Source organism: Legionella steelei, from assembly GCF_001468005.1.
Lineage (GTDB): Bacteria > Pseudomonadota > Gammaproteobacteria > Legionellales > Legionellaceae > Legionella > Legionella steelei.
The window spans coordinates 361,613-379,091 of sequence record NZ_LNYY01000019.1 but is presented as its reverse complement, the minus strand read 5'-3'; the positions used below and the strand labels follow the sequence as shown (position 1 = coordinate 379,091).

Sequence of the window (17,479 nt, the reverse complement as noted above, 5' to 3'; positions counted from 1 at the left end):
AGGGAGACCGCGAAAAAAGATATTTCCGATGCTATTGCTTTAGAAGATAGTCTCTTTTGTAAAGTAAATGCCATTTTTTATTTAGCGGGTGTTTTATTGAGCCTGATTGCAAGCAACCAGGCTACTTGATAGAGCACTTATACCGTCATGAAACACCCACATGACAACTCAAGCCACCATCGATAGTAATGCTTGCTCCATTAATAAATGCGGCGTGATCGCTTATTAAATAATTTGCAAGTTCAGCTATTTCCTGAGGGGTGGCAATCCGTTTTGCTGGGGTTAAATGAATTACTTTTTCCATGTGGTTAGTAATCACAGCATCTTGTACGCCCATCCGAGTGTCCACATATCCGGGACAAATTGCATTACAGCTAATACCATATTCGCCCCATTCCGCTGCAATGGCTTTGGTATAACCAATAACCCCATGCTTGCTTGCAACATATGTAGAGGATAAGGATGCGCCTAATAAACCTTGTATCGACGCAATATTCACTATTTTGCCATATGATTGCTTTTTCATTTCAGGCAGTAAGTATCTGGCAAAATAAAAAATACTTCTCAGATTGGTATTAATTACCCTATCCCACTCGGCATCGCTCACTTGATCAAGGGTATGAAATGAGCCACCAAAACCCGCATTATTGACGACGATATTGGGGAGGTTCCCTGTTTCTTTTATCTGGTTTAAAATCTGTTCTACGCGTACACCATCACCTACATCACATTGATAAACTTGAATGATTTTATTATGTTTTTTTTGTAGTTTTTGCGCAAGCAACGAGATGGGCTCGAGAATAAGATCGAATAAAATTAAATGATCTACTGCTTCTATAATTTTTTCTGCAATAGCCGCCCCAATACCAGCACCCGCACCAGTAATTAATGCAATGCGCCGTTTATTAGATTGTTTCATTATAAAATTCCTTTTTCTGGCAATATTTCAATCTCATTAACAGCGATTTCTAAAGGTAACAACATCAGATGGGATAAGCATCGCGCAACAAGCGCAGGGTCCAACATATCGCTTATTGAAAACCCAGGTCGATCATTCCAAATTTCAGTATATGTTGCGCCTAAAGTAACGTGCGTGACACGTATATGATAAGGCTTTCCTTCTTCACTTAGATTTGTAGACAAGCCTTTTAGCCCCCATTTAGAAGCACCATAAGCCAGATTATTATTTAGTCCTACTTTATTGGCGATAGAGCCTATGTTAATGATGCGACCACCGCCATTTTCTTTCATAATACGGTAGGCTTCTCTCGCACATAAAAAGGCACCCGTTAAATTGGTTTTAATGATTAAATCCCATTCATCAGTTGATGTATTTTCAACAGAATTGAACGTACCAAGGCCTGCATTATTAACCAACACATCGAGTGGGTTCTTCAACGAATTCAGCCAAGAAAATAGACGCTGTACAGAGTGTTCCTGCGTTACATCCAATTGTTGTAGGTGAATATCCCCCGGAACCAGGGTCATATTTTCTTGGAATGTTGCGTGTCTTGAGGTAACGATAACTGTGGCATTCTCCTTGATAAGCTGTTCGGCCAATGCTTTACCAAGGCCCCCTCGTCCCCCAGTAATCAAAATTAATTTACTTTTTTTCACTTCCATTGACTTTCCTATTTAGTGCTTTTATCAATTATTTTTCCATCATCTTAGCGTCCGCTATAGTATTCAGTATCTATGAAACATGAAACAACAGACCTGAAGATGTTGCTGGTGCCGTTTTATACTTGGCTGAGGCTGATTATATTACTGGTGATATTATGTTTGTAGATGGCGGTAGCCATATCAATGTGACCGATTATTAGAGCTCCGCATATTTTAAAATGTGAGTTATAATATGATTTTTGAGCACTTTATTACATTTTGAAATTTATGCGCAATTTTTTTCAAGAAGTATGTCAGTTATCTGGCAAAGAACCACTTAATGTGTATGCTTTATTAATAACAAAGCTATCTCGTTATAAAGCAGAAACCGCCCAAGATAAGCTGTTTATTCGCTCAATACTTCCTGATCTTAAAAATTTGTTCCTTAACCATGAGCAATCTTTTGTAACTCTAGCATTCACTTTAAAACATCATTTAAAACAACGATCAAACATTTCAGAACCGCTTAAATTTTTTATTAGCCATGTGCTTGAAACAATCCAAGATTCTGCTTTTCAAAGTTACTTTAAAAAAACGAAAGTCAGTGCGAAAGATCTTGAGTGTCAAGTAGCACGTATTTTTGAATCCAACATTGCAACAATAATGTTACAAAATCCCAGCAAAGCAACATGGGATTGCATCAATACAGTAAGTAACAATATCATTCGATTTATAGAGTTAAACTATGATGAGGAACTCTTTAAGACTTTTCTCGAACATTTAGGTCCTGAGCTAAATGATCCGCATAAACCAAACCTTCCTTTGGCTTTTGGGCGTTATTCAACTACTCCCAATATAAAAGAAGTTATGGCAACACTTAAAGAACAACGGAATTTTGCCAGAATAATGTTAATTCATTTTATGTTGATGCGTGATGTTTATTGTCATTTTGAGCCAAGCCTAGAAATCCAAAATCACGTTAAGAATTTTGACTATAAAGGAAGTCTGAAACAGTTTACTTTAGAAAATAAAGAGACTGATATTGGTTCTTTTTTCTGGGGTTATTCTTCGTTCCCTTTATACTTCGACAGAGGCAGAGGCGAGTTTAAATCTTATAGCTCCCAAAGATTAGGTATTTGTGTTGACTCAAAAGATCGAGAAAACTTTCCATTATTTGAAACGACATGGAGTCCTGATTGTATTTGTCAGGAAGCAGATCTTGATTCAGAGTATACACAAGCGCTGATTCGCTGTGGTATTCCTTATGTTGCCGGCCCTTCTGGGATGACATCATTGTTAAGTGCCAGTATGTTATTTATGGGACAATTTAAAAGCCTAGAAGAACATCACCATTATATTTTAGCGATTATGTCATTTATTGTAGGTGGAGGCCTACATAGTATTCATGAAGTACTCACAGTTTTTCATGAACGCTTAGGCTTACTCAATTTCTATAAAGCTTATGGCTCTCATGCAGGAAACTATAATGATTTCTTTAACTTATTTCGAAACGATGAAACGGTATCAAAAAATATTAATCATGCTTGGGATGCGACAATGCGTTGGATGTTTGAAAAATATCCTGAGCTGATGCCCGTTCAAAATTACCCCGCCCCCAAAGATGAATCATTAATAGAAAAATTAAAACACGTATTTTCTTGTTGTTCCTAATAAAAGGCATTGCTGATAACGACAGGCTTCCTCTTCTAGTTACACCTGTTTTTATCTAATTACATCTTATTTTGCTATTCCGTAACCCTATATAGCTCAGGCGCACCAACCATCACAAAACAATTTCGCTTTAAAAAAAATCAAATTGATTGAATTGAATTATACTTATAAAAAAGCATGGTAAATAAATAACATTAAAACCTATCATTTTTATAACATAACCAATTTAAAATTTATCGGAGAATACTGTGGCAAAATGGGATGAACTACTTAAAACTTTATCATTAAATCCTAAAATTTCTGATCAGCATGACGTAAGCAAATTAGAGCTATGGTATCTACAGAATGTTAGTAAACAGCCTCTTTATGATAGTTCTGTTACAACAGATAAAAAGCTAACAACTCTCAAACAAGAAATTTCACATTTTCTTGATACAGTCGACGACATTCCAGTCACTCAATGTTCTGAAAAACTCAATCGTTTAGGCGGTATGAATGCAATACAGTACGCAAGCAAGAAGGGATATGATATTTACTTGTATAAAACTTTAGAAAAAGATAAAAGTGCCGTTAATCTGACAACGAGTAGTCAATTAACCCCCTTACATCTTGCTGCACTTTACGGACATCATTTTACAGCAAAAGTTTTACTCGGACACGGCGCAAAATCTAACTTAATGACTCGATTGCAACAATCTCCAGCTCATTTAGCACTGAGCATACCGCCAACCATTTTAGCTAAAGACAGGTCTTCTTTCATAGAAAGAAAACAAGCTATATTTTATGATTTAATGGCTAATAATCCAAGAAACATCACTGTAACTGATGACAGTGATGATACATTAGCACATGTTGCGGCAGAAAATGGATTTGCTACGATTCTTGAAGACATTCTCCAGAATCAACCAAAACTGCTGAAGAAGAAAAACTCTGCTACTCATACGCCATTGCATTCAGCGATTTTAAATAACCAAATTGATAGTATTAATGTACTAATCAAAGAAGAGGCGTTATTAGCGATACCCGATAAAAATGGTCGTTTACCTATCCATTACGCTGCGATGTACAGTAGCGACTCTACCCTGGAAAGCTTTGCAAGAGCTCCATATCTTGATTCCCAAGATCTTAATTTAAAAACACCTTTAATGTTAGCAGCAGAACAAGGACACATGAATAAGGTGAAGCTACTCATTCAAAAAGGCGCTAATGCAAAACTACAGGACCAGCATGGAAAAGATGTACTTCATTATGCATTGATGTCGTTAGATATCGAGTTGGTTAAGTGGTTAATTTCTAATGTTGCAGGAATCGATGTAAATCAACAAGATAAATATGGACGAACAGCCCTAATGAATCTGTTACACGAGACAGCAGACGATGCGCCAAACCTTGATAGAGTTCAAGCATTAGTTAATGAGCTCCGCGAAGCTGGTGCCCAACCAGAGCTCACGGACAACATGGGTAAATCATTACAAGACTATCTTGATAATAAATTTGCTCGCGCTGTCATGAACTCAACCGCCTAATTACACTTTATAGGTGCCCTATGTTAGAGAAAGCCAAACTATTTATAAAAGAATATGATGATGACACTTATATAGATAATATTAATAGGGATATAGAAAAATTAAATCGTTTAATCGATATATATAATACAGTCCCTACTGCAGAGGCATTACTACAGGTGCACCAACAACTACTCAAGATGGATGCGAATATTGGACGCGACATCGCTACTTTAGCCATAGCAGGCTCCTTCCGTTATGTTCCATTTTATCAGGATTTATCCCAAAAAATTCAGAAAGAACTTAGTGATTTAGGGTGTCCCGGTTTTAGCACAAGACAAATGAATCAATGGGATATAGAACAGTGTAAAACGAATGAAAGCATTCCTTCTGCATTGTTATTTGAAAAAGAAACTAAGCCAGAATTTTTTGGGCGAATTTTCGGCGCCCAAACATCACCCGCCATTGCAAAAGCCACTCGTTTATTGAAAGAAATTAATTCGAGAATCATTGGTGAAGATAGCGAAAAAAATTATTATCAACTGACTACTTTAAAACAATCTCTTCGTGAGTTGATCGCCTCGGAAACGATTTCTATCGAAGATAGAGCAACATTAAATAATTTAATTGCGAAAATAAACAATCGGTTATTTACTATAGTAGAAAATAATCCTCAATTACGTTCTAAAGTTTATCCTTCTCAAGCTGCAAGTTTGGCACAAAACATAGACAACCTCAGCTATGAAAACCTACAAAAAATTACAGATATTCTTTCTACACCAGCAGAGTTTAACGCCGAAGTATTTCATGATGAATTTGACAGCGTAATCCCTGGACTAGAAAAATATAATATAAAATTTTTAGGTGGTGAAAATGCAAAAAACTATTTACTTACCGATATGGAAACCGGTCAGCGGCAAGTTTTAAAAATTACGCCCCATAAGGGAAACTCCAGAAAAGCGTATGAGCATATTAAATTAACCGACGTAAAAGATAGTATTACAGAGGTATATGCATCTCAGCAAGCGATACAGGGAAAACATGGTGGTTATATTTGTAGTCTCGAAGTGACTGAGTTTTGCCCTAAGGGCGATGTATTATCTCATGGTTTGAAAATGCATGCAAAAATTGCACTGATTGCGAAAGATCTTGCTGGTGGGATTGAAGCTACTGAACAGGACGAATTACAAAAATTATATGCTGAGTTTACGGATAACCATGAGGTTTCACTTGAAGAGAAACAAAGAATACTTGCTCAGTTAAGAGAAACTCAATTTTTAAATGCGGCCAACATTTATGGCCAAATGACCGATATTTTTTTAAGGTTTCAAGCAAATCATAAATTTTTTCCAGATGCAAAACCTACGAATTTTTTAGTTAATGAATTTGATCAAGTGTTTATTGCTGATACGAAATCCTTCTTAAATACTGAAAATGGACTCGTCGACCCTAATAAGATACAAAATGAAGACAACTACATACTCTATACGCCAGGATTCCAATCCCCACAATTTGAAGGTGTGGAGCCGTTTTCTGCAGAAAAAGAACATTCCTATCTTATGGGGCTAAGCTTATATTGTTATATTACTGGCACGGAGCTGAGTGAATTTCCCCGAGAATCAAAAGATCATCCTACGTTCATGAAATTTGATGCAGAAGTATTTCAATCACCCAAGGGAAAAAAATTTCAAGAACTGATTCAAGGCTTAACAGAACCTGATGCAGATCGCCGTCTCAATATACAGCAGGCAAAAGATGCATTACAGGCCATCATGGCACGTGATATCAAAGTTGAAGACGCCCCCTTTAAATCAAAAACAGAAGCCTACTTTTTTGCTTTGCACAACTTAATAGAGCTTGCAAAAACAACAGACAATGCACATATCAAGCAAGCAATTAAAGAAATGAAAATTCTAATTGAAAATCATGAGCAAAATCCTAAGAAAGCGGTGCATATTTTAACCTCTCTAGCAGCAAAACTTGAAAATGGAGAACAACAAGCGCTACTTTGCAACATAGCCTCAGCCATTGAGCATAGTACTTATGAGCAAACACCACGAGAAAAATACGAAAACCCATTAGCCAGACGTTTTGAATCTGAAATGCAAATCGCCTTACTCAAAAGCCCTACAGATAAGATGATGGTGTCCGTTGGCCATGTATCTCAAGCCATACTGAACGTTTTTAAGCAACTTGAAGAACAGGGTTTTAGTGATATTCTGGAAGAATTTGCCCAAAAACTAACCAGCGGACAAGAGCAGACGGGTTTCGGCTCTCAACCAGAAGAAATTACCATTGATCGAGTTAAAGAAATTTTACAAGGAAATGACCCTAAAAACTTAAATCAAATCATGTTCATCCACTTTCTATTTGCGCAAAAGTATATGCGAATGCTCCCTGAATCCATTTTACCGCCTAATAGAAATGAGCCTACAGGGAAAATGCTCGAATTAATTAAAGAATACAATGATGGAGAATATAGGAATAATCCTAAGGCCTTTTTTGATAATTTTGATATGATGAAATTGAAATTTATTTCTGACCACAAAATATATGGCTCCCAATTATTTACTGCCGATCCTTCAAGAGGGCGAGAAGGACCATTGCCACAGACATTTTCCAGCCAAATGGGCGTCATGTTGCTTGGGCAAAATCAAGAAGGTTTGGATGTAGATCGCTCCAGTTGGACACCTGATTCGAAGTATCAAGGGGTAAATTTAGATGCTCCATTTGCTAGGGACTTGTTTGAAAATGATGCTGTCTATGCAGCAGGACCATCAGGTATGACCAGTTTGTTTATGGGCATTATGGAAAACTATGGAAATTTTACACGTGTTGATGCAAAACAAAATTACTTAGCCGCTGTGTCTGCCTATATGGTAAGTGGAGGGCTACATAGTTTGCATGAGGTGCTTGGACCAGCACAGTACGCACTTGATCTAATCCCAGGTTATCAGGTATCACCTCCAACCCCAGCCGCTATTGCTGCCCCACCTAACTTTCATCAATTTTACCAGCAACAAATGAAATTAGACCCGCAATTCGAAGATAGATATCAACAGGGATGGGAAAAAGTGATGGCGGCATATGCACAACAAAAAGATCAATTTGTCCACGCCCCGATCGCTAATATTTCCTTATTTGAGCAAAGAGTATTAATGAGCAAAGGCTCAGAAGGTCCCTATGCAAATTTGTCGGAAAATGAAGTGCGCGCTATCTTGCAACAAAACCCTGAGCTCATGCCAGCTAATATCCAACTGGATTTAACAAGTGTGGATACAACGAAGCATAGAGAAACAAAAGAGCATTATATTAAACAAAGTTTAATGAAAATAAACGTTCATTATCTGAGAGGTGATGAACAAAAATTAGAAGAAGCAATTAGTCTCTTGTTTAAAACTGTATGTATGACAAGAACCAATCTTTTCAAATCTTATTCTACATCAACCACATCAGCTGAAAATTTAGTTAATCTAATATCTCAAGATGAAGGTTTAAGAAAAGTTTTTGGCATCCACGGCGCAAATCCAATAGACTGGGAAAAGGAAATAAAGACTAGGATGGAAGCTGTCTGTAATGATGAGAGTGTCATTGCCCCCGATTTTTCTCAAAGACTCGTCTAGAATGTATGCCATGATAAGCCCCGAAGTGTTCGTAAGTAGTAAATCATTTATTTAATATAATCAACTGATATAATGCTTGTTCCCTATTTGGATACTCTCCTTAGAGAACCTCTATGCCCTCTTTATTGCATGTAAATGGCTTAAAGCAATATAAGTTTACTATCATAATAACGATCGTTACTTTTTTTATTTTTATGATTGGTCATCAAAGGAATTTTGATTTATTGGTGAAAGCCGCTTATGGTGTTATTGAAGGAAAACCACATTGGATAGCATATCAAAATCGGATTTTGGGCCCTTATATAGTTTTGGCAATGTCCAAACTGGGATTAACTTACTCTACCGCATTAAAGACATATTTTTTCACTACATTCCTGATCGAAAATCTATTGTTACAATCAATAGCTAAAACGACTCTGAAGCTAGAAGAGCGGAGAGTAAGAATATTTATGTTGCGTTATTGTGTGTTATTCCTAATTTTCCAAGATTACTGGTACTATCCATGGGATAGCATGGATATCATTTTCTTTACCTTATTTGCGAATATGATCCTCACACAATCGCGCGATGTCTGGATTGTTTTATTATTTTTCATTGCATTGCTCAATAGAGAAAGCGCCCTCTTTATTGCATTTTATTTTATCATTAGGGGCATTAACTTAAACAATGCACCAAAAATAACAATTAGCTCCATTAACGACGTCACTATAGGCTTAGGGTTAATAGTACTGGGAATCGCCGAAACTAAAATAGTAAGAACATTACTTTTCCAAAGCAAGCCCGATGGAACACCTGATTTACAACATGAGATGCTAGGAAATTTTATAGTGCTTAAAGAAAACTTGACCTTAAACTTAACCTTAAATAAAGGATGGTTTTTTATTGCGATAACTCTCGGTTTGCTGTCCTTAATTTATCGAAAATTCAATCAAAACCAGAAAGAACTTTTTATGATCTATGTGGTAATTATTTTAAGCATTATTACATTTGCGATGATAAAAGAATCACGAGTGTATTTGATGTTGATTCCTATGTTCATTCTTTTATTTTTATACAGTGCCCAGCATGAAAAGAAGCAACAACCACATAACAGATAGTTAGGATGTTCGTGGTTTGCTTTATCAATTCTAGTTTTTAAGATACGTAATATGTAGCGCTGGATGTTACGCTATTAAGACATTGTTGGATTGCTTCAAGACGTGCTGCCTTAATTTGACTCGTAATTTCATGTCCAACATATCTCGAGGCGAATTCTTTAGTATTAATGGATTTAGCAGCTTGGAAGGCATTACGTACTTGCGCTACATAAGTCGGTTCTTCTGTACATAGCTCAAAAATATGTAAGCACTCGTTGAACCGTTCTTTACTATAGAAAGCCCCCATATTTACCAATAAATCCAGAAGTCCTTCCGCGTCCAGTTCTGGGACACGTCGAAATTTTGCTAAATTTTGATTAACCAATAACGCCAAATTACGGTACTGATTTGATACATTAAATTGTTTGCAGAAATTGATTACATCCGCTTGAGTTAAGTCATGCATCAATACAGCAAAACGTACATAAGCAGAATCTTTATAAGCAGCAGATTGTTGTAATGCATTGATGCCAGCACCTGGTATTTTTATAAGGGGAAATAAAATACCATCTGCCCCGCATTTTTTAAGTACATCAAAAAATTTTTTCGGATGTGAGCCCATGAGTGCACGCTCCAACTCCCTCCAGATCTGCTCCATACTTAGTTCACTGATTTTTCCCTCAACAACCATCTGCTTCATGAGTATCATCGTTTCAGGAGCTACTTGAAAACCTAAGCTCGCAGCAAAACGTGCTGTGCGAATTAGTCGGAGTGGATCTTCAACAAATGCAGCAGATACATGCCGTAATATATGGTTTTCTAAATCGGCTTTGCCATTATAAGGGTCAATCAACTCGCCCAAAGCTCCATCTTCAAGTGGTCGAGCCATGGCATTAATTGTCAAGTCTCGCCGCCTTAAATCATCGTTTAAAGTGATTGAAGGAGAAACGTCAAACTCAAAACCTGCATGCCCGGGACCTATTCGCTTTTCGCATCGAGCAAGAGCATGCTCTTCTTTGGTTTCAGGATGTAAGAATACAGGAAAATTTTTTGCGTTACTTGGTATTGGCTTATAACCTAGTTTTAGCATACCCTCCTGAGATGTGCCTACCACAACCCAATCGTTATCTTTAGGGTGATGACCGAGTAATTGATCACGTACTGCGCCACCTACTAGATAAATTTTCATCATATTTAAAGTATAAAACAAACCTAATGTGGGCATTTTAAATGCAATTTGAGTATATATCAACAAAAAATTACGATTTATGGGATTTTGTTTATACTTGAAATATGGACCAATAAGGCAGGTATTAATAATCTTATGTCAAAAACAATGAATTTATATGCTGCTACAGTTGAGGTGAGTCCAATAAAAGAAAATGTTGCACAAACCACTTCATCTTATTTTACGTCAGTACCTTTATATGTACAAGTTTTAAGCATCACAATTGGAATCGTCTTTCTTTTTATTGCATTTTACATGCTACGTTCAAAAGAAGAAGAGCAAAGACGTATTCAAGATCAGTTTATGTTTTATTTGATCATAGGGCTACTTTTCGTTTTTTTACCTTTTTTACTTGAGTATTTGTTTTGACAATGAGACTCCCCACCTAATACCTTCATTTGAGCTATTAGACGCAATAAATTGAACTATAATTAAACAATACATTTTTTGTAGGAGCCCCACATGCTAAGCTTATCCATAAGAAAATATATGAAGGATCATGATATCGCCTATGAAACAATCAATCATCCTAAAGCATATACAGCTTCACAATGTGCACAAGGAGCTCATATTAAAAGGAACAATTTTGCTAAATCTGTCATTGTCAAATTGGATGGCAAATTTGTACTTGTAGCAATTCCTGCAAATATTCGTCTGAATTTAAAGCAATTAAAAAAAGAAGCTCACGCTAAGCGAGCCGAAATTGCTCAAGAGTTTGAATTTCAAGACCGATTTAAAGATTGCGAAATTGGTGCTTTACCGATTTTTGGTGAACTTTATGGTATGGATGTCTATCTTGCAGATAGCCTCGCACATAAAGAATGGCTAGTGTTTAATGCAGGGAATCACGATCAATTGTTAAAAATCAAATGCATCGATTTTTTAAACTTGATCCACCCGAAAACATTATCGCAATGTTGAAAATTTAAATCTGTTGTTACTTACAGACTAAATGAAGTCGTTTTACTTGCTATTTCTTCTTCGAAAAACTCAAGAGGAATCTCCCTTACTTTAGATTTATCTAAAGTGCATTCTACATGATGATGAAGAAATTCATTAATGACCATAGTCAGTAAGGTAAAAACCACAGTCATTAAGAAAAAACCAGGATAGCTCATCTCAAATTTGAATGCCAAAAAGGACGCCAAGAGCAAACTGAAACCACAGGCCATTGTTTTTCTTGCAGCCTTATTCAAATAAAATGGAGCGCTTTTTTCGTTTCGCATTCTTTGCTCATATTGTAATTGACCCAGTCGTTTTTCTTTATAGTCATGATAATCTGAAGCTTTCTCCCGAACATTTTTGTACATATGTGGAAAAAAAATACAATTGGCGTTTTGACTTAGCATGTTCAAACGTCTGCTACTTAAAGCAACCGACGCCATATCCTTGGGCTCAATGATATAACTCTCATCCTTATTACGCGCGTTAAGAACGGCCAATATCATCTCATTAGCGAGTTCATCAAGAGGACTTTGTTTTTGTTGCTTGCTGTTGCGCATCGACCATTCCTTAGTTTTTAGCTACAACCTTTCGCTCGATGATGAGCTCAAAAAAGGCATCCAGTGACTATAATGACATTTGCGTTCTGATAAAAAATCATATTAAATATTTTTTAATAAAAACAGAACGATAGAATACCAAATAATTGATATGTCTTATTCTTTTTACAAGATCAAAATTTTTTTGGGAAAATCTTAACGATCACATTCTAATTTAAAATATTTCTAAATAATGAGTTACATATTGATCGTTTTTATAATGAGCAAGCTGAAAAGGGGTTTGTAAAATATCTAGGGTATCTGAGGTTGCTTTCCATCATGATATCCTAAAAGGCAGGTTCCTGCGGCAATTAATAAAGTACCTATCCACTGAATTGGACTTATTTGCTCATGGAAAAAAATGAATGGATAAGCGCTGCTACTTTAAATAATAATTGCGCAGCAGTATCGCTACTGAGTAGCAAAACTCAAATGATTACGTTCAACAAAGAGAGTGTTTTATTCATTTAGATTTGTGCTCCCGCAATCAATAAAAATGCCTATACCAATCAGTGGAAAATAAATAACCGTAGGCTGGGCTGCTAAGCCCAGCATGCAATAATGAGCTCGAACACCATGGGTAATTGAACTTCATAAAGAAATTTTTGGAGAGTACAAATTAACTCTGCAGATGCTTGGTTTAGCAGCTCTCCGGGTTCCGCCTCGCTGCAGCCAGGCTACAATTTAGCAGGCGAACGAATTATCGGATATATACAGCGATGACACGATACAAACATTAGTCCCCATTAAAAACCTGATGCTTTTGAAAATCCCTCGATTCTTCCTCGTATTAGATTACATTAAAGTGTTCTATAATTCTCTGCAAAGACGCTACTGCTACTAAGGAGTCAACATGAAACAACAATTGATTATAGTCCCTGGATGGGGGGGCACAGAAAAATTGTGGACACATCAATACCAACACCTTGCTGATATCGCTGATATTACTGTCAAATATTTTTTTGATGTTGAAACAATAGAACAAATGGCGGAACAACTACTTGCTGATACACCGGAACAATTTATAATTTGTGGGCATTCTTTAGGAGGATGGCTAGCTCAGATGGTCGCCATACAAGCCCCTCACAGGGTATCGCAACTGATTGTCATGGGCAGTTGGACAGGAGATTTAGATCACGAAAAGCGTCAATATTTTGAACGATGGCAACATGAAATTGAAAGCAACCGTCTTGAGAGTTTACTCAATGAAGTCAACGCCACCAGTGTTGCCCCTTTTCGCAGCAATGACCCCATATTAATGAACACGCTCATCGAAGGACAAGCAAAGTTTCCCAAACAAGGTTTTCTAAATCAAACCAAAGCGATGCTCAATAGCCAATCAACTACCGAGCAACTTCACAAAATTGTTTGTCCGACATTAATTATGTACGGCAGACAAGACAGTGCCTTTACTTTAGAGTCACAACAAGCAATGAAAGCAGCGATTCATTCGGCAAGACTAGCAATCATTGAAGATTGTGGACATATGCTTCACATTGAACAACCCCAAGCGGTGACCTCTTTATTGAGATTTTGGCTGGAAGACCAAATGAAGTAAGTGCTGAACAAAAGCGGCGAGATCTACTTTTTTATATGCTAATGAAGCATTCTTGTTGAGCACTTTAAAATCTAGTATAAGGACTGTGCATGATTCACGAATCATTTCATTGCTCCATAAATAGCACTTTGGAACATGATGTGCCATCCATTTACTTTCTAAATTCTATATGGTGTTTGACAGGCTATAAACAGACTTATCCACAGAAAATGTGAATAACTCAGCGATAGCTCGTACGTTGAACACGAGATGGAATATGGCTTTTGGTAATTATTGGAGAGCAATTCAATATTTGATACGCGCAAATATCCACAAGAGTAGATATAAAAAAAGAACTTAGGCGTGGTCATCATAAACAAATAAAAAAGAAAAAAACAGTCTTGACTTAAACAATTTTTCTTTTTTTATTTTAATTACCCTAATTACAGTACTTACAAAGACTAACGGCTTGATAAAAACAGCTAAAAATGAATAATTTTAAAATAATACTCGAAAATAACAGGCAAAATGGTGTAAAATTGTTCAATTATTAATGTGTGTGGAATATTTTCTTGAAATCGATTGATATTGAAAAAAGCATAGAGTCACTAGACACTCGAGTATCCACAGTTGAAAAAATTATTGGTAGCGTATCTCCCATCGCGCCAATCAAACAATCTAAGCTCATTAAAAATAAGAAAAGTGTAGACCGGTCAAAGTCCACACCCAAACCCATGTCGGGTAATTGGCTAGGTTTTGTTGCCTCTGCTTGCTTTATTCTAGCAGCTTGCTTCATTGTTAAATTATCCATTGAATCCGGATGGCTCACGCATGAAAAGCAGCTTGGAGTAGCAACTCTATTTGGAATGGCATTATTTATAGGCGGTATTGTTATTTCTAATGCAGATAGAATATATGCATGCTTTTTACCTGCTGCAGGCGCTACCGTGCTTTATTTCACTGGTTTTGCCGCCCATCAGTATTACCTTCTTATTTCATTCCAAACAGTTATTGCCATCACCACAGTTGTCTCCGGGATTTCAATTTGGTTTTATTTACGATTTAAGCATGACATTTATGCGATTATAGCTGCCCTAGGAGCTTACATTGCTCCAATTGTTTCAGGTGTTGAATATAACACGATCTATTCATTGTATTATTTCACGATCTGTTCATTGAATTTTGCAACGCTTGCTATTTGGGTGGAGTCACGTACATTAACTATGATTTCAGCTTATTTAGCGATATCCATAACAGCAGCAATTGGTCTGAAGCTCCATCAAGATGTGTTAATTGCTACAGTACTTGCCATTAATTTTCTTATCTACTCAATTGGCACTCTGTTTCATACACGCTTGACCCAACAACAACTCACTGAAAAAGAGTCATGGAGTCTATTCCCTGTATTACTCATTTTCTACGCTATGGAATATTATTATCTCAGTCGCATTGATCAGACTATAGCCTCATGCGTTTCTCTGGCTGCAGCAGCGCTTTTAGTAGGGCTTTATTATTCCGCTAAAAAATGGCTTCCTGAACGTCGCTTTAACAGTCGTAATGTATTATTGACCTTTGTGACACTTGTTTGCTTCCACTCCATTTATCTCGGCCTTTTGCCTTTAAATATCAGGCCTTGGCTTTTCCCGATGATTGTTTTTGGATATACCTTGTTGCATACAAGAATTAGTGTGGTTAAATGGAGTATCCCTTTTTTAATCCCATTTGTAGCGCTTTCTGCAATTTTAGGTATTGAATATTTAAGTATGATAGGTCACTTGCTGAGCAGCAAAGAATTAACTTGGTCTGTAGTGGCTTGGCCATCTTTTGCCAGTATTTGGTGCCTACTAATAAAAAATCGCAAAGAATTCGTCCATAAAGAAGAATATTGTTACGTTTTGCTAGCAGCTACACATCTCCTGGCGATCATGAGCCTTTACCAACTCACTTCGGAATATGGAACCTTGGCAGTCTCTGCATCCTGGCTTGCTTATGTACTCATCATGCTACAGGTTTCAACATTGAGAAACGATATACTGATTGCAAAATCAGTACTGATCGTTTTATTTTTTGCGGCTGGTAAGGCACTACTTTATGACGCGTCATCAACGCCAACCATTATTCGCACATTATCCCTTATTCTTACCGGTATTGTGCTCTATGCCTCAGGGCTTGTAATTAGGAAAAAAACGAACTGGCAAAGTAAGTTCATTACGGACTACTCTTCTGATTGTAAAAAAAATTGATTAATTATTAGTGTCTTATAATAATAGAACTAGAAAAATGGAATAACCGCTATTGACGAGTCAAACATATACAATATTAATTCGACTGTGCTTTGCTTAAAAAGCGAAACAAAATTTGCACATCTCAATTGATCATAATATAATCATATTGATGCATTTTGCATCTTACTAGCGAGATAAGGAGTTCTAAATGAAGATCAAATCATCAACAGCAGGATTAATTGCTATTGGTATGATCGCTGTATTTGGATCTGCCCATGCAACAAACTGTTATAAACATCAACCCGGATGGCACATGGTTTCCAAAAAATGTAATATCAAACCTGCCGATAACTGGCAAGAATATGATAGCGGCGTCTACACTCAACCACTAACAGGAAAAAGTCTATTCAAAATGAATAGATAGAATCAGTACTATTTCCAAATAAATCAATGGGCTCTAACTTAATCAGAACCCATTGATTTTTTCAACAGTATCATTTCAATCGTTTCAAAATTGCGTATACATTCTGTTTACCACGATTTTTTTTGCTGATAAAAAATGACATAATAACCCCTCAGTTTGTGAAGACTAACTGATAAACCCGAATCAATATAAATAACAGGATGTTTTATTATGAAAAAATTCTTTTGTACTCTTGGTTTAAGTTTGAGTGTTATTTCTAGTGCGTTAGCCGGTGATTCTCCTCTTGATTTATTAAATACCGAAATTACTAACATTCTTACACCTTTTCAAAATCAAGCCACTGCTGCAAAACTCAAATTTGATGCAGTAGAAATAAATAATGAGCGCGCACTCAAAGTCGCTTTAAATGGCCTTTATAGCAAAATTGGCTCGAAAAATAATTTCATCATAAAAGTTGATAATCTAGGTTATGACTATAACGATGGCATATCGCCGACCACCACACTCAAAGGTTCATTAGGTTTTGATCTCACCAAGTTTTTGTCCCGTGAACAGAGCAATGAAATGGTTCCTAAATCCATTGAACTTTTAGAGGAAACCGTGAAGAGCTATACCGAAGAATATGGTGACGCTATTTTTATCAAAGGAGTAGTTACTTCAACAACCAAAGATGATGCTGGTAATTACACCGGTTTATCTGCATTGCTTGCAATAAAGATAGACCTCGACAAGCTTCCTGAATATCTCTCTCCTGAAGATGTTATGGTTACTGATGCTTTTTTCTCAATCACATTAAATCTTAAGACCGGTATTGCTATCGACTCCTTTATCGTAAGTAATCCTGAATATCTAGGATACCAACAAGATCAGATGGGTTTAAAAGAAGTATTGGAGAATCTGCTTGCGCGTGGCGATGAGACAAAAAGGATGATTGAAACTGTATTTATGAGTCTGGATAGTATCGCTTCTGACATCGTGGAAATGGATAATTCTCTATTCCGGAACTCCATCTCGAATAACAAAAAACTATCCAATATTTTAAAATAA

14 protein-coding genes are annotated in these 17,479 nt (G+C 36.6%); 10 read left to right on the top strand and 4 right to left on the bottom strand.

Going from position 1 to position 17,479, the window contains the following annotated elements:
- Positions 1-145 precede the first annotated feature (145 nt).
- Both Lste_RS05870 and Lste_RS05865 read right to left on the bottom strand, forming a co-directional pair.
- Positions 146-919, bottom strand: coding sequence for an SDR family NAD(P)-dependent oxidoreductase (locus Lste_RS05870; RefSeq protein ID WP_058510126.1), 774 nt, complete (start codon positions 917-919; stop codon positions 146-148).
- Positions 919-1,623 (bottom strand): SDR family oxidoreductase, encoded by a 705-nt coding sequence (locus Lste_RS05865; protein ID WP_058510125.1) that lies wholly within the window; start codon positions 1,621-1,623, stop codon positions 919-921. Before Lste_RS05865 ends, Lste_RS05870 begins: the two co-directional genes overlap by 1 nt.
- A 267-nt stretch (positions 1,624-1,890) precedes the next feature.
- On the opposite strand from Lste_RS05865, the gene Lste_RS05860 reads away from it, so the two are divergent.
- The 4 genes from Lste_RS05860 to Lste_RS05845 all read left to right on the top strand — a co-directional run bounded on the left by Lste_RS05860 (position 1,891) and on the right by Lste_RS05845 (position 9,498).
- The gene (locus Lste_RS05860; RefSeq protein WP_058510124.1) at positions 1,891-3,273 is read left to right on the top strand and encodes a hypothetical protein; all 1,383 of its coding nucleotides are present in this window, start codon (positions 1,891-1,893) and stop codon (positions 3,271-3,273) included.
- Between the two features lie 248 nt (positions 3,274-3,521).
- On the top strand, positions 3,522-4,799 hold the full coding sequence (locus tag Lste_RS05855) for an ankyrin repeat domain-containing protein (protein ID WP_058510123.1): 1,278 nt from the start codon (positions 3,522-3,524) through the stop codon (positions 4,797-4,799).
- Between the two features lie 20 nt (positions 4,800-4,819).
- Positions 4,820-8,401 carry a hypothetical protein gene (locus tag Lste_RS05850; RefSeq protein WP_058510122.1) on the top strand — a complete coding sequence of 1,194 codons (3,582 nt, stop codon included), beginning with the start codon at positions 4,820-4,822 and terminating at the stop codon, positions 8,399-8,401.
- 113 nt (positions 8,402-8,514) lie between these two features.
- The gene (locus Lste_RS05845) at positions 8,515-9,498 is read left to right on the top strand and encodes a hypothetical protein (protein WP_058510121.1); all 984 of its coding nucleotides are present in this window, start codon (positions 8,515-8,517) and stop codon (positions 9,496-9,498) included.
- A 37-nt stretch (positions 9,499-9,535) separates the two neighbouring features.
- Here the strand turns inward: Lste_RS05845 and Lste_RS05840 are convergent, their stop codons facing one another.
- The gene (locus tag Lste_RS05840; RefSeq protein ID WP_237760437.1) at positions 9,536-10,702 is read right to left on the bottom strand and encodes a tRNA nucleotidyltransferase/poly(A) polymerase-related protein; all 1,167 of its coding nucleotides are present in this window, start codon (positions 10,700-10,702) and stop codon (positions 9,536-9,538) included.
- A 99-nt stretch (positions 10,703-10,801) separates the two neighbouring features.
- On the opposite strand from Lste_RS05840, the gene Lste_RS05835 reads away from it, so the two are divergent.
- Together Lste_RS05835 and Lste_RS05830 are read left to right on the top strand one after the other, a co-directional pair.
- Positions 10,802-11,074 carry a non-structural protein NS4A gene (locus tag Lste_RS05835; protein WP_237760436.1) on the top strand — a complete coding sequence of 91 codons (273 nt, stop codon included), beginning with the start codon at positions 10,802-10,804 and terminating at the stop codon, positions 11,072-11,074.
- A gap of 93 nt (positions 11,075-11,167) precedes the next feature.
- Complete coding sequence (locus Lste_RS05830; protein ID WP_058510120.1) at positions 11,168-11,626, top strand: aminoacyl-tRNA deacylase; 459 nt, start codon at positions 11,168-11,170, stop codon at positions 11,624-11,626.
- A 20-nt stretch (positions 11,627-11,646) separates the two neighbouring features.
- On the opposite strand, the gene Lste_RS05825 is transcribed toward Lste_RS05830, so the two are convergent.
- Positions 11,647-12,207: a hypothetical protein gene (locus Lste_RS05825; RefSeq protein ID WP_058510119.1), complete on the bottom strand. Its 561-nt coding sequence runs from the start codon at positions 12,205-12,207 to the stop codon at positions 11,647-11,649.
- An 892-nt stretch (positions 12,208-13,099) separates the two neighbouring features.
- Here Lste_RS05825 and Lste_RS05820 point away from each other — a divergent pair.
- The 4 genes from Lste_RS05820 (at position 13,100) to Lste_RS05805 (ending at position 17,479) form a co-directional block, all read left to right on the top strand.
- On the top strand, positions 13,100-13,804 hold the full coding sequence (locus Lste_RS05820) for an alpha/beta fold hydrolase (RefSeq protein WP_058510118.1): 705 nt from the start codon (positions 13,100-13,102) through the stop codon (positions 13,802-13,804).
- 551 nt (positions 13,805-14,355) lie between these two features.
- Positions 14,356-16,026: a DUF2339 domain-containing protein gene (locus Lste_RS05815; RefSeq protein WP_058510117.1), complete on the top strand. Its 1,671-nt coding sequence runs from the start codon at positions 14,356-14,358 to the stop codon at positions 16,024-16,026.
- Positions 16,027-16,216: 190 nt separating this feature from the next.
- Complete coding sequence (locus Lste_RS05810; protein WP_058510116.1) at positions 16,217-16,432, top strand: hypothetical protein; 216 nt, start codon at positions 16,217-16,219, stop codon at positions 16,430-16,432.
- Positions 16,433-16,642: 210 nt separating this feature from the next.
- Positions 16,643-17,479 carry a hypothetical protein gene (locus Lste_RS05805; RefSeq protein WP_058510115.1) on the top strand — a complete coding sequence of 279 codons (837 nt, stop codon included), beginning with the start codon at positions 16,643-16,645 and terminating at the stop codon, positions 17,477-17,479.

What these genes read in the sequence shown, in the direction of transcription:
- Lste_RS05805 (WP_058510115.1), top strand. Translation starts at nt 16,643, where the DNA reads ATGAAAAAATTCTTTTGTACTCTTGGTTTAAGTTTGAGTGTTATTTCT.
- Lste_RS05820 (WP_058510118.1), top strand. Translation starts at nt 13,100, where the DNA reads ATGAAACAACAATTGATTATAGTCCCTGGATGGGGGGGCACAGAAAAA.
- Lste_RS05825 (WP_058510119.1), bottom strand. Translation starts at nt 12,207, where the DNA reads ATGCGCAACAGCAAGCAACAAAAACAAAGTCCTCTTGATGAACTCGCT.
- Lste_RS05810 (WP_058510116.1), top strand. Translation starts at nt 16,217, where the DNA reads ATGAAGATCAAATCATCAACAGCAGGATTAATTGCTATTGGTATGATC.
- Lste_RS05845 (WP_058510121.1), top strand. Translation starts at nt 8,515, where the DNA reads ATGCCCTCTTTATTGCATGTAAATGGCTTAAAGCAATATAAGTTTACT.
- Lste_RS05850 (WP_058510122.1), top strand. Translation starts at nt 4,820, where the DNA reads ATGTTAGAGAAAGCCAAACTATTTATAAAAGAATATGATGATGACACT.
- Lste_RS05835 (WP_237760436.1), top strand. Translation starts at nt 10,802, where the DNA reads ATGTCAAAAACAATGAATTTATATGCTGCTACAGTTGAGGTGAGTCCA.
- Lste_RS05870 (WP_058510126.1), bottom strand. Translation starts at nt 919, where the DNA reads ATGAAACAATCTAATAAACGGCGCATTGCATTAATTACTGGTGCGGGT.
- Lste_RS05840 (WP_237760437.1), bottom strand. Translation starts at nt 10,702, where the DNA reads ATGCCCACATTAGGTTTGTTTTATACTTTAAATATGATGAAAATTTAT.
- Lste_RS05830 (WP_058510120.1), top strand. Translation starts at nt 11,168, where the DNA reads ATGCTAAGCTTATCCATAAGAAAATATATGAAGGATCATGATATCGCC.
- Lste_RS05865 (WP_058510125.1), bottom strand. Translation starts at nt 1,623, where the DNA reads ATGGAAGTGAAAAAAAGTAAATTAATTTTGATTACTGGGGGACGAGGG.
- Lste_RS05860 (WP_058510124.1), top strand. Translation starts at nt 1,891, where the DNA reads ATGCGCAATTTTTTTCAAGAAGTATGTCAGTTATCTGGCAAAGAACCA.